General features: G+C 47.5%; 8 protein-coding genes and 3 tRNA genes. 5 read left to right on the forward strand and 6 right to left on the reverse strand.

Features of this window, described 5'->3' with window-relative positions:
- Positions 1 to 77: 77 nt before the first annotated feature.
- From AC1DYT_RS09540 to AC1DYT_RS09550, 3 genes are all read left to right on the forward strand, one after another.
- A complete protein-coding gene (locus tag AC1DYT_RS09540) occupies positions 78 to 659 on the forward strand; it encodes a hypothetical protein (protein ID WP_477469393.1) in 582 nt (193 codons plus the stop codon).
- A 72-nt stretch (positions 660 to 731) separates the two neighbouring features.
- Positions 732 to 1,142 (forward strand): hypothetical protein, encoded by a 411-nt coding sequence (locus tag AC1DYT_RS09545; protein WP_477469394.1) that lies wholly within the window; start codon positions 732 to 734, stop codon positions 1,140 to 1,142.
- 320 nt (positions 1,143 to 1,462) lie between these two features.
- The gene (locus AC1DYT_RS09550; RefSeq protein ID WP_477469395.1) at positions 1,463 to 2,116 is read left to right on the forward strand and encodes a dioxygenase family protein; all 654 of its coding nucleotides are present in this window, start codon (positions 1,463 to 1,465) and stop codon (positions 2,114 to 2,116) included.
- Positions 2,117 to 2,297: 181 nt separating this feature from the next.
- On the opposite strand, the gene AC1DYT_RS09555 is transcribed toward AC1DYT_RS09550, so the two are convergent.
- The 5 genes from AC1DYT_RS09555 to AC1DYT_RS09575 form a co-directional block, all read right to left on the reverse strand.
- Positions 2,298 to 2,369: transfer RNA gene (locus AC1DYT_RS09555), tRNA-Cys, on the reverse strand.
- An 8-nt stretch (positions 2,370 to 2,377) separates the two neighbouring features.
- Positions 2,378 to 2,450 (reverse strand) — tRNA-Ile (locus tag AC1DYT_RS09560).
- Positions 2,451 to 2,461: 11 nt separating this feature from the next.
- Positions 2,462 to 2,536: transfer RNA gene (locus AC1DYT_RS09565), tRNA-Pro, on the reverse strand.
- 194 nt (positions 2,537 to 2,730) lie between these two features.
- Entirely contained in the window at positions 2,731 to 3,234 is a 504-nt protein-coding gene (locus AC1DYT_RS09570; RefSeq protein ID WP_477469396.1) for a hypothetical protein, read from the reverse strand.
- 639 nt (positions 3,235 to 3,873) lie between these two features.
- Positions 3,874 to 4,056, reverse strand: a complete 183-nt coding sequence (locus tag AC1DYT_RS09575; RefSeq protein WP_477469397.1) for a hypothetical protein — start codon at positions 4,054 to 4,056, stop codon at positions 3,874 to 3,876.
- Between the two features lie 199 nt (positions 4,057 to 4,255).
- On the opposite strand from AC1DYT_RS09575, the gene AC1DYT_RS09580 reads away from it, so the two are divergent.
- On the forward strand, positions 4,256 to 5,791 hold the full coding sequence (locus tag AC1DYT_RS09580; protein WP_477469398.1) for a TROVE domain-containing protein: 1,536 nt from the start codon (positions 4,256 to 4,258) through the stop codon (positions 5,789 to 5,791).
- A gap of 1,500 nt (positions 5,792 to 7,291) precedes the next feature.
- On the opposite strand, the gene AC1DYT_RS09585 is transcribed toward AC1DYT_RS09580, so the two are convergent.
- Positions 7,292 to 9,316 carry a copper-translocating P-type ATPase gene (locus AC1DYT_RS09585; protein WP_477469399.1) on the reverse strand — a complete coding sequence of 675 codons (2,025 nt, stop codon included), beginning with the start codon at positions 9,314 to 9,316 and terminating at the stop codon, positions 7,292 to 7,294.
- A 305-nt stretch (positions 9,317 to 9,621) separates the two neighbouring features.
- Here AC1DYT_RS09585 and AC1DYT_RS09590 point away from each other — a divergent pair, with 305 nt between their 5' ends.
- Positions 9,622 to 12,966, forward strand: a complete 3,345-nt coding sequence (locus tag AC1DYT_RS09590; protein ID WP_477469400.1) for a transglutaminase family protein — start codon at positions 9,622 to 9,624, stop codon at positions 12,964 to 12,966.

Here is a 12,966-nt window from a genome sequence, read left to right on the forward strand (position 1 = left end):
AGTAAAGTTAACAATGACCTAACGATATTTTTTAATGGTCATTTATACTGAAACAAACACCTAACCAAATCAATCAAATGACAAACCTTGAAATTATCCGCTCCTTCCGGCAGGGAGGAACGGGAAATTGCGTTAGCATCGCTATCATTAAAGCCGGCATCGAAATTTTCGGTCTTAATCAAATCTTTCATTCCCAATTAGAAGACTCTGGTAATTATAATTTTATGCTGCGCGACGGATTCCAATCAACGATTAGTCCGCAGGAATATGAACAGGCTGTGTCGGGCTCAATGTTCCAGGAGCTTGCGAATAAGGAAATTTACGACTATGCAGTGCTTTGCTATGCGGTGATGGCAAAAAGAGCAATGATTGAAGGGAACGATCAACAGGATAATCTTACCTATCAACAGGCCATTGCAACATTAAATAACGGAGAAAACTATTTGCAAGGCCCCTACTGGCTTGGCCTACGCCACAACTATCGTAACATAGGGCGAAGGTATGCACGTACTAATCCGGGATGTGTTGGCGCGTCGAGAGCCCACTGTTTTTACGTATCTTATGGCATGGAAGATCAATATGGCGTACCCGACCATATTGGTTTATTAGAAAGAAATTTCGTGCATTGGTACCGTCTTACCACAGAACAAATTTTTTAACCTTAAACCATACAATCGACTTACCTGTCAGCCATCGTCTGCAAGGAAACGCGCTTTAAAAGCATCATTGGTTTGGATGATAAATTAATACCGCACCAAAATGCGCTGAACCGGAAAGACTATTTCGTGTTTATCTCCGTAACAACTGCGGCGAAAGCGCTGATAATGCAATCGAATACGGATACAGCAACACTTGAGATTAGTGGAACTGTAAAGAATCTTGTGCCGACCGGGTCTGGGGAAAGAGATATTGACGCTACCCTGAACCTGAAAATATCGAAATATAACGAAGCTTCTTTTATAAAAGATTGGTCAGCGAATGTGCCTGTATTCTTCACCTTAGTGAGATTGAAAAAGAAGTTTGAAAACTATCGCGAATTTTCCGCAAGTAAGCATTCGCCACTTAAGTTAGACCCGCTTGAAAGCAATACTGAACAAAATCCTTATGTCATTGAAGTAATCAATCCGCTAGATTTCATTTAGGCATGATGTCGTTCTTTCTTAAATAGAATAAGCGCCTAAAACAAACCATAAAATGCTGCCGGGATTTGCATTGTGGCATTTTATGGTTTTTCTGCTATCCTCCGTTCTGAAGTAAATAGCCTAGTAGTATCAAGTGGTGGGCGACGTACCCAACACTTGCAAACAGGCTTGAAGGATGCAGGAAAATGATGTTTTACGACTTTTATCCCTCGCGTCACAAAAACAGCTTCAAATGGTTAATAATTAATCGTTAACTCCCACATATTAGCCCCAACATACGTAAATTTATCGGGCCAATTAATGTCAATCATTTCCAATCCATGAAAAGAGCAAACTTCCTCTCCGCCATAGGGCTGTCGTTTTTAGGAGCCATACTGTCGTCGTCAAAAAAGGTTGCAATCATAACCGACTGCGGTGACCCAATCACCCCGACCGTTCCCGAAGGGCCCTACTATAAAGACGAAAAACTGAACCGCCCCAATATTGCCGAACATAAAGAAGGGTTGCCCATTACCTACCTATTTAAGGTGGAGGATAGTGACTGCAAACCCATTGCCGGTGCCATAGTGGATATTTGGCAGTGCGACATTAACGGCCACTACTCAGATTATCAGCAGGAAAAAACACTTGGCGAAACCTGGCTGCGGGGTTACCAGGTAACGGATAAACAGGGCCTTTGCCGCTTTGATGCCGTATTCCCCGGTTGGTATAATGGCCGCCTTACCCACCTGCACGCCAAAGTACGTGTAGAAGGCAAAGCTCCGCTCACTACTAATTTCTTTTTCCCTAAGGAGGTGGAGGATAAAGTTTTCCAAAGTCCGCTTTACCCCAAAGGGCCAAACCCGGTTACCATGGCGCAGGATTTTGAGCTACGGGGCGATAAAGACACCCACCGCCGCGATACGCTGCTGATGCAGGTTTCGCACGATGATAAAGGCCACATGGTGGCTAAGTACACTATTGCGATAGCGTAGGCAGCGGGTAACAGGCAAGACATCATTTAATAATCCAAATACAGAATTTTCTTTACATCATCACGCAGCTTCCCCTACCCGCATCCGCAGCTATTCTTTCTTTTAAAGTGCCCGCTTGTCCGGGCTTGCCTTTCTTAAAACAGGGCTGGGTTCCCTTCCCTATCGTCCATAAACACATCCGAGGCCGGCACAAGATTCGAACTTGCGTGCAATCCTTTTGCTGAGGATACCCTAACCGCTCGGGCAACCGGCCAACTTACGTGGAAACAAAAGGACTTGAACCTTTAACCCTCACCGTATAAGGGTGTTGCTCTAACCATTAAGCTATATTTCCGTCATTAATAGTAGGGTAACCCGGACTCGAACCGGGAACCTCTCCGTTCCAAACGGAGTAATCTGAACCAATTGATATACTACCCTAAAAATGCCCTTAAAACAAAAAATCCCCTTAGGCCGACCTAAGAGGATTTGAGTATTCTGTTATATTTATTCAATACACACTCATTCACCTCCGATAGATCGGGCGCGGCAACTGGCAGGGTATTGTTATTGTTTTCATGCTGCAATGATACGCATTGTTTTTAATAAATCAAGAAATTCTTTAAAAATATTTTTTATTCCTCTATAGTCCCCTGCAAAATCTTAAGCAGCCTAGCCTTAACTTCGTCGGCTTCGGGTTTAAACCCAAACATAGGGAGCACGTATCCAGTCAGTAACATCCCCAGAGGTACGACCACCGCCGCAACGGACTGACCTCTTGTTAAAATTGCCACAAAGCCGGCAACAGCTGCTAATGCAGTTCCGACTATCCATATGCAAAGCAATACAACTACGGCGGCATACATTTTCATTTTAATATGGATGCGGCTTCCGTTCATCCCAGGTTCGGTAACGCCTGTAATTTGTGGTGTAAAGTGATTTCTTCCCCTGATGACCTGCTGCAGTTCAAAATTTCCGTTCAATATATAGCCGGAGAAGTAATAACCAGATGATTGGAAGAACAAGGCCGTAAAACTAAATCCTCTTGGTGGTTCAATTTCCTTTTGCAACCGTTCTTCTACTTCGGCGGGGCTAAGCGGCGTGATGATGTTGAAATCATCGTAGGGTAGGTATTTCATAAATATAGCATTAAATCCCCCGGTCCTGTTGCTCTATCTTCCCGTCTAAAATCTTAAGCAGCTTGGCTTTGGCATCGCGCGCGTCGGGTTTAAAGCAAAACATGGTTAAAAGGTATGCAAATAAACAAAAAGCCAGTATAAAAATTGTAGCCAGGCCAAATTGGGGCCTTGACGTGTTGATTATAAACTCCGAAATGCCCGCAGGGCAAAAAATACCGAGGCATACGAACATCACTATCATTGCAGGAAGATGTATTTGCATTTTGATGTGAACACTACTACCGTTTTTCGAGGGTGAGATAGAAACGGTAATTTGCGGTAAAAACACATTGTTACCCGGAATGACGGGTTGCAATTTAAAACCTGCGTTAAACGCATACCCCGAAAAATAAGGGCCAGAAGATTTGTAAGATCGTCTAGTGAAACCGTGAAACTGCAAAGGCTCCATGTCCTTTAGCAAACGTTCTCCTGCTGCGGTGGGGCTTAGCGGCGTAATGATGTTGAAATCATCAAATGGGAGGAATTTCATGAGTGGTTTGCGCATTTGAGCTATCGAATTTAAATGCTCTTTTTGGATTGCCCACTTGCGGATTTGTTACAAAACCCGGATGGGATTCACACCGCCAACCCGCTGCGTATTTATTTACCTCTTAAGCCCCTAACCAAAATATAAACCGAAACTGCAAAAACAATCAGGTAAACAATATCCAACGCGGGTTGCGCGAATCTTAAATTTTTAAAATCGAAATGTTTAAACAACACCACGCCTAAAATAATTGCTACGATGCTAAACGTAAATGATATTGATTTTTTCTTTTCCATATTTTAATATTTGAATAAAAGGTAATCATAACGTGGCTTGCATGGCTAAGGTTTACGCTATTTACCCGTAAACATACCCCAAAATCACACATCCCTCAATTATTTTAAACTTTTTTCAAAATATTTCCTACTGCGCAAATACACTGCGCAGTAGCCCTATTCCTTTGTATCAACAAACAAAAAAAGAAAGGAGTAAAAGATGAAATTCAACCTGTTAAGCAAATTCAAAAACCAAACGGTAAACCACGAGGGTGCCAAAGCCTATAAGCTGAGCCCCGAAATGGAGCTATACGCCGCCGTGGTTACCTGGAGCTTGAACGACTCTTTTTACGAAAAAGATCAAACGCGACTAGTCCGCCTGCGCGAATTGATTGCGCAATGCAACCCAACATTCGTGGGTAAGCTGGCAGTGTATGCCCGCACCAAAATGTACATGCGCTCGGTACCATTGGTTTTGACTACCGAACTGGCGCACCTGCACCGCGGCGATGGCCTGGTGGCCCGCGTTACCGAAGGCGTGGTAAACCGCGCCGACGAGATAACCGAACTGCTGGCCTGCTACCAACAGCTCAACACGCGTACCGGCACCAAAAAGCTGAACCGCCTGAGCAAGCAGATGCAGAAAGGCCTTTCGGCGGCGTTTAACCGGTTTGATGAGTACCAGTTTGCAAAGTACAACCGCGATGGCAGCATAAAACTGCGCGATGCCTTGTTTTTGGTGCACCCAAAAGCGGCGAGCCATGTACAGCAGCAGGTTTTCGATAAAATAGTGAACGGCACATTGCAAACGCCATACACCTGGGAAACCGAGCTATCGGCCATAGGTCAGCTGAATTACGATAGCGCCGAGGCCAAAGCAATGGCCTTCCGCAACAAGTGGGAAGAACTGATCGAAAGCGGCAAACTGGGTTACATGGCCCTGCTGCGTAACCTGCGCAACATACAGCAGGCCGGCGTAAGCTACGCGCACTTTGAAAAAGTATGCGGCCGTTTGGCCGATGCGGATGAGGTGGCCCGCGCAAAGCAGTTCCCTTTCCGTTACCTGGCGGCGTACCGCGAGTTGCTGGCTGATAACAAAGCTGTAAGCAACAAGGGCTATATCGGCCATCTGCTGGATGCATTGGAAAAAGCAGTACAAGCAAGCGCCGCCAACATCAAAGGCTTCGGCTCTGAGACAAGCGTGCTGCTGGCTTGCGACGTATCGGGTTCCATGCAAACTGCTGTATCGGCCAATAGCAAGATATTGCTGTACGATGTGGGCCTGATGCTGGCCATGCTGCTGCAAAGCCGCTGCAAAAACGTGGAGGTGGGCATGTTCGGCGATACCTGGAAAACCATTATGGTTCCAAACAGCCATATACTGGGCAACGTGCAGGAATTTTACCGCCGCGAGGGCGAGGTGGGTTACTCCACCAATGGCTACCTGGTTATCAAGGACATATTGCAGCGCCGCGTAAAAATGGATAAGGTAATGTTATTTACCGACTGCCAGCTATGGAACAGCCGCCAGACTGCCGACGATATACAAGCCCTATGGGTGCGTTACAAGGCACAGGTTGCGCCAGATGCAAAGCTCTACCTGTTCGACCTGAAGGGTTACGGCCAGACACCATTGCAGGTGCTGAACAACGGCGTGTACCTGATAGCCGGCTGGAGCGATAAGGTTTTTGAGGTGCTAGCTGCCTTGGAAGCCGGCGGCACCGCGCTGGATGCCATAAATAACGTAGCGTTATAAATAAGTATGGGGAAGTTAAAGCCCCATACTTTTAAAAGAAATTAAAAATTAAGGATGCCGTAGAAACGGGATACTTCGCTCATTAAGGGGGTGGTCAGTATGGTTATGCCAAACTGTGGGTTCGAGTCCCAAAAGCGTTCCCCCGTCCCGAGTCGCCTGTTGCTCCTTATTAAAGAAATAAAAAACATAAAGATGCCGTTAGATGCGGGGTACTTCGAGTCACCGGTTAGGGGGAAATGGCACTGTAATGCGAATTATGGTGTGGGTTCGAATCCTGAGCAATTTCCCTGTCCTGTATCGCTTGTCGCTCTTTATTAAAGGGAATTGAAAACTTAAAGATGCCGTTAGAGGTGGGTTACTTCGCCCAAATTAGAACTGCTGTGGTCAGTGCGGTGCAAGCCGTATAAGGTTCAACTCCTTACAAATATCCCGCTCTCGCTTGTTGCTCTTTATTAAGCCCCCCAGCCCCCTGAAGGGGGAGCTTTTGAATACTGATTTTAATTCCCCCTTTAGGGGGTTAGGGGGCAAAAAGAAGGTGCCGTAAATAAGCCTTACTTCGATGGGATGCTGCGGTTGCCGGTTCGAACCCGGCCCCTCTGTATGAGGGTAGCTCAACTGGATAGAGCACAGTGCAGATCGGCTTATTGCTTTTCGCCCTTCTTTTTAAAGAAATTGAAAACTAAGAAGGTGCCGTAAACAAGTGTTACTTCGCAACCCAAAACTGAGACACCGGTTCGAGCCCGGTTCCGCAAGGATAGTTGAGACGGTACAACGCAGGCAAAAGGCACTTGTTGCTTGTCGCCCTTCTTTTTAAAGGTATTGAAAATAAAAAGGTGTCGTAAATAAGTGTTACTTCGATGTTAACGTCCGGGTCGTTGGTTCAAGTCCAACCATCAGCTTCTCGCTTTTGGCGAAGGTTGGTGTAGCTCAGTTGGTCAGAGCAGGAACGCCGCAAGGCGTGTCTCACTTATTGCTTGTTACCCTTTTTAAAGAAAAAAAGAAGATGCCGTGTATCAGCGTTACTTCGCCTTAAACGCCAAACCGCACGCTGATCAATTGTTGCTCTTCTTTTTAAAGGTGCCGTAAACCTGGTGATACATCGGTTAGAACACCCCGGCTATGTCGGGGAAACGTCGGTTCAACTCCGGCCAGCGGTTAGTTCCGGAAGTAGTTTAGGAAAAAAAACGTCACAGGTTGGTTGTTGCCCTTTTATTATGAAAAAACAGGATGCCGTAAGCCTGCGTTACTTCGCCTGTCACGCAAATACCAAAACACGCAGGCAATTGTCGCTCTTCTTTTTAAAGGTGCCGTAAACCTGTATTACATCGGTACGACGTTCCCTGCGGGGAAAGGTGCAGATTCGAGTTCTGCCTGCAAGCAATTGCAGTGGTCGAAATTTTAAAAAATCACAGATTGTTTGTCGCCCTTTATTTGTCTTTAATGTTGCTTTGGCATTATTATCCGGTGTGGATCAAGTGGTGGGGCTACGCGCCCGGGAGCCTACCCTTTTACTTTTAATAGGCTTGCATTAATAGCTACCACAACCGTGCTTACTGTCATTAGAACCGCTCCTGCAGCCGGGCTTAACACAATACCCTGGCTATACAATACACCAGCAGCCAGCGGTAGCGCTATTACATTGTAACCTGTTGCACAGGCCAGGTTTTGAACCATTTTACGGTAGGTAGCTTTACCGAACAAGATCAGGCTGACGATATCCTTCGGGTTGCTGTTTACCAAAACAATTCCTGCGGTTTCTGCAGCAATATCACTACCCGAACCCACGGCTATGCCAATATCTGCCTGGGCTAATGCAGGTGCATCGTTAACGCCGTCGCCCGTCATGGCTACAAACTCGCCCTTGCTTTGTAGTTCTTTTATTTTTTCCAGTTTTTGGTGAGGCAATACCTCGGCAATAAAACTATCCATCCCCAATGTTTTGCTAACACTGGCAGCTACTTTACTATTATCGCCGGTAAGCAATATCGATTTGATATTTTCTTTCTTCAGGATATTAATCGCTTCTGCCGACTCCGGCCTGATTTCATCTGATAGTGCGATGTATCCTGCCAATTTTTTATCGATTAATACAAAAACCACCGTTTCCGTATCATTAGCTTCAAAACTATCAGGAACTTTTAACTTATTCTCATTTAAATAACCAGGGCTAACAACCCCGATGCTTTTGCCCTCTACGATTGCTTCCACGCCCTGCCCTGTAATCGCCTTAAAATTATCCGCCTTTGGGATAGCGATTTTTAAATCCTCGGCCTTTTGCAGGATGCCTGTGGCGATAGGGTGCTCTGATTTTTGTTCCAACGCAGATGCCATACGAATGAGCTCGTTTTCATTAAAGTCCTTATTTAAGGAAATCACTTTTGATACCTCAAACTTCCCAACTGTGAGCGTGCCCGTCTTATCGAATACAATCGTAGTGATTCTTCTTGCGTTTTCAAAAGCGGTCCTGTTCTTAATTAGCAAACCATGCTTTGCAGACAAGGCTGTTGATTTGGCAACTACCAATGGCACGGCAAGCCCCAGGGCATGAGGGCAGCAGATCACAATAACCGTCACCATCCTTTCCATCGAAAAAGCTAATGTTTGCCCGGTTAAATACCAATACAGAAAGGTAGCGATGCCGGTAACCAACGCAATTACGGTCAGCCATCGGGCAGCTGTATCTGCCAGCAACTGCGTTTGTGATTTGGATTTTTGCGCATCGTCAACCAGTTTAACCACTTGCGAGAGATACGAATCTTTAGCAGCGTGCGATACGGTTACTTTAAAGGACCCATTGCCGTTGATAGAGCCCGCAATTACTTTATCGCCTTTTATTTTTTGTACGGGTTTGGATTCTCCCGTCAGCATAGATTCATTCAGGTAGCTTTCACCTTCTAATATGATGCCGTCTGCTGCCACCTTTTCACCCGGTTTCACCAGGATAATATCGTTCTCTTTCAGCGTATCGGTCTTTACATCATGCACCATATCCTTCATAACCATGTGTGCGTCCGATGGCATCAACTGCACAAGCAATTCCAGTTCATTAGATGCGCCCATTACCGACTTCATTTCTATCCAATGGCCCAGTAGCATAATCAGGATCAGCGTGGCCAGTTCCCAAAAAAAGTCCATACCCTTTAAACCAAAAACAACCGCAACACTATAGCTGTAAGCAACGGTGATGGCAAAGCCGATCAGAAACATCATGCCGGGGTTTTTCGATTTTACCTCGTCCGCCAACCCTGTTAAAAACGGCCAGCCGCCATAAACAAACACAATGGAGGCTAATGCAAAAAGCACGTAAGGCGATCCTGTAAAGCTGAGATCTACATGCAGCCATTGCTGAATCTGCATGGACAGCAGCATAATAGGTATAGTAAGAAGTAGCACTACATAAAACCGCTTTTTAAAATCTGCGATCATCATCGCATGGTGGTCATGTTCCGACATGCCTTTATGTACATCATGACCGTGCTGCATTTTGCTATGATCCATACCTGATGGCATTTTTTTCATTTCCATTATAGATGAGTTTAAATTGATGGCCCGTTTTAAAGGTCTCAACTTTGGGGTAGTAACAAAGTTGCAAATAATTGGATGCCAATTAAATGATTAAAATCACATTACACTCGGCGCAAAACAGATTACTGCCCACTTCAACAATCAATATTTAAAGAAGCAGGCTTATCCTTCAAACGGTCCACTCCCCAAGCTCGCGCCATTCCTGCTACCTTCTCTTCCTTTTTTTTCAATTCCTACAAAAAAACAACCCTTTTGTTACGTATTTTACTATAAATAGGCTATGTTTATAACATAAAACGTAGCCGATGTCGATAAAAGTAGCAATCCGTCATTTTACAAGTTATAAATACGACAAGCATATCACGCTGTCGCCGCAGGTTATCCGTTTGCGCCCCGCCGCGCATTCGCGTACCATGATCAAAGGCTATTCGCTTAAGATACTGCCCGAGAAGCACTTCATCAACTGGCAGCAGGACCCCTTTGGCAATTACCTGGCCCGCATCGTGTTCCCCGAGAAGGTGAACGAATTTGTGATAGATGTTGAGGTGATTGCCGATATGGTGGTGATAAACCCCTTCGATTTCTTCGTGGAGGAATACGCCAACCACTACCCTTTCGAGTACGAGGATTCGCTGCAGAAAAACCTGGTGCCCTACCTGGAGATAACCGAGCGCGGCCCCCTGCTGATGGAGCTTACCGAAAAAGCCGCCGAATTGCTCAAAAAAAATACCGTTACACAGGATTTCCTGGTGAGCCTTAACCGCTTGCTGTACCTCACCATCTCCTACAACATCCGGATGGAGCCGGGCATACAAAGCTGCGAGGAAACCTTAGGGCTTAAATCAGGCTCCTGCCGCGACACTGCCTGGCTGTTCGTGCAATTGCTTCGCCATTTCGGGCTGGCCGCCCGTTTCGCATCTGGTTACCTGGTGCAGCTAAGGCCGGATATCAAATCATTAGACGGCGCATCCGGCCCCGAAGAAGACTTTACCGACCTGCATGCCTGGACGGAAGTTTACCTCCCCGGTGCCGGCTGGGTGGGCCTCGACCCTACCTCCGGCCTGTTTGCCGGTGAGGGCCACATCCCGCTGGCCTGTACGCCGGACCCGCAGAGCGCGGCACCCATCAGCGGCATGGCCGAGCCTGCCGAAACCGAATTCCACTTTGAGAACACCATCACCCGTATTGAAGAAAAACCAAGGGTAACCAAACCCTTCTCTGATGAGCAATGGGAGGATATTATGGCCCTGGGCGATAAGGTTGACGAAGAATTTGCCGCCAACAACGTGCGCCTTACCATGGGTGGCGAGCCTACCTTCGTATCTGTAGACAATAACGAGGCCCCGGAATGGAACTCCGCCGCCGATGGGGAGCATAAACGCCGCCTCTCCAATATCCTGTTCCATAAGCTAAAGAACGAATACGGCGATGGCGCGCTGATGCAATACGGGCAGGGCAAATGGTACCCCGGCGAACCCCTCCCCCGCTGGAAACTGGCCTGCTACTGGCGCAAGGACCATGTGCCGATGTGGAACAACGATAAGCTGATGGCCGATATCTCCAAAGATTACGGCCTTGGCCCAAAGGATGCTAAAAACTTTATGCGGATGCTGGCCAAAGAGCTGCATCTGGATACCAAAAACATCGCCCCAACCTACGAGGATCCTTTTTACTTTTTGTGGGAAGAAAGCAAAACCCCGATAAATGTAGACCCGCTAAATGTTGACTTGAAATCGCCTTTGGAAAGGCAAAAACTGGCCGAGCTGCTCAACACCGGCCTCAACGAGCCTGTTGGCTATGTGATACCTATCAAGTGGGATCTGGAGCAAAGCAATTGGCAAAGCTGTAAATGGAGTTTCCGCCGCAACAACCTGTTTGTTGTGCCGGGCAATTCGCCCGTAGGGCTGCGCCTTCCGCTGGATTCGATACAATATTACGACCCGGCCGAGCAGGAACAACTGCCCGAAAGGAGCCTGTTTGCCGATGTAGAAGCACTGCCGGATGGCGACCATCTTATCCCGTCTGTAGGCGCAAAATTCAACAACAGCAAAATCATATTCAAGACCGCATTGGTGGTAGAGGTGCGGCAGGGTAAGTTGTTCATCTTCTTCCCGCCTACCAGTTATTTCGAGCATTATTTATACCTGGTTAACGCCGTTGAACGCACGGCGCAGCAATTAAAAATGCCGGTGCTGATAGAGGGCTACGACCCGCCTACCGATAACCGCGTTACCAAAATGATGATAACGCCTGATCCGGGGGTTATCGAGGTGAACATCCACCCCGCAGCCAGCTGGCGCGAACTGGCCACCAATTACGATATCCTTTATAAAAAGGCAGCGGAATCGCGCCTGGCTACAGAAAAATTCAATATCGATGGCAGGCATACCGGCACGGGGGGCGGCAACCACGTAACCCTTGGCGGCGAAACCCCTGCGGATAGTCCGCTGTTGCGCCGGCCGGATATATTGCGCAGCTTCATCACTTTCTGGCAGCACCATCCATCGCTGTCGTACCTGTTCTCTACCCAGTTCATCGGGCCAACCAGCCAGGCGCCACGGGTAGATGAGGGCCGCATGGAAAACCTGTACGAACTGGAAATCGCCTTCCAGCAGGTGCCCGAAAGAGCCGAGAACGAAGTGCCGTTCTGGCTGGTCGACCGTATCTTCCGCCACTTTTTAACGGATATCACCGGCAACACGCACCGTTCGGAGTTCTGCATCGATAAGCTCTACTCGCCCGATTCATCGAGCGGGAGGCTGGGGATACTCGAATTCCGCGGTTTTGATATGCCACCGCATTACCGCATGAGCATGGTACAGTTCCTGCTCATCCGCACGCTGCTGGCCTGGTTCTGGAAAACCCCTTATAACCACAAACTGGTGCGCTGGGGTACCGAGCTGCATGACCGTTTCCTGCTACCGCATTATTGCTTAAAGGACATGACGGAGGTAGTAAACAGCCTGCGCGATGCCGGTTACGGCTTCGATATCTCCTGGTTCGAGCCCTTCTTCAGCTTCCGTTTCCCATTCCTGGGCGAGCTGCAGGTAGATGATATCAACATTGAGATAAAAATGGCCATAGAGCCATGGCACGTACTGGGCGAAGAGATGTCGAGCACCGGCACTTCCCGCTTCGTCGATTCGTCGTTGGAGCGCGTACAGGTAAAAATATCCGGCCTTACCGATTCGCGCTACACCTTCCTGTGCAACGGCCTCAAAATCCCGCTGAAAAGCACGGGCGTACAAGGCGAATATATTGCAGGCGTGCGTTACCGTGCCTGGCAGCCGCCATCGGCGCTACATCCCACCATTGGCACGGATACCCCGCTGGTTTTCGATTTGTTCGACACCTGGACGCAGAAATCCGTAGCAGCCTGCCAATACCATGTATCGCACCCGGGCGGCCGCAGTTATGATACCTTCCCGGTGAACAGCTACGAGGCCGAATCGCGTATCATTTCCCGCTTCTTCGATTTTGGGCATTCGGTAAACCTGGTAGAACCTGCCGCCGCGCAGCAAACTACCGGCGGCCGTTTCGTAACCAAAATGAACATATTACCGCAGTACACCATTACCAACGAGGTGGTAAGCCCCGAATACCCTTATACCATGGATTTACGCAGATATAAAAATGCCAAAAATTTATAG

The sequence above is a fragment of the Mucilaginibacter sp. P1_D10 genome (assembly GCF_056406215.1).

Excerpts from the sequence above, each read along its gene's own strand:
- AC1DYT_RS09590 (WP_477469400.1), top strand. The coding sequence starts at position 9,622 with ATGTCGATAAAAGTAGCAATCCGTCATTTTACAAGTTATAAATACGAC.
- AC1DYT_RS09575 (WP_477469397.1), bottom strand. The coding sequence starts at position 4,056 with ATGGAAAAGAAAAAATCAATATCATTTACGTTTAGCATCGTAGCAATT.
- AC1DYT_RS09580 (WP_477469398.1), top strand. The coding sequence starts at position 4,256 with ATGAAATTCAACCTGTTAAGCAAATTCAAAAACCAAACGGTAAACCAC.
- AC1DYT_RS09540 (WP_477469393.1), top strand. The coding sequence starts at position 78 with ATGACAAACCTTGAAATTATCCGCTCCTTCCGGCAGGGAGGAACGGGA.
- AC1DYT_RS09585 (WP_477469399.1), bottom strand. The coding sequence starts at position 9,316 with ATGGAAATGAAAAAAATGCCATCAGGTATGGATCATAGCAAAATGCAG.
- AC1DYT_RS09550 (WP_477469395.1), top strand. The coding sequence starts at position 1,463 with ATGAAAAGAGCAAACTTCCTCTCCGCCATAGGGCTGTCGTTTTTAGGA.
- AC1DYT_RS09570 (WP_477469396.1), bottom strand. The coding sequence starts at position 3,234 with ATGAAATACCTACCCTACGATGATTTCAACATCATCACGCCGCTTAGC.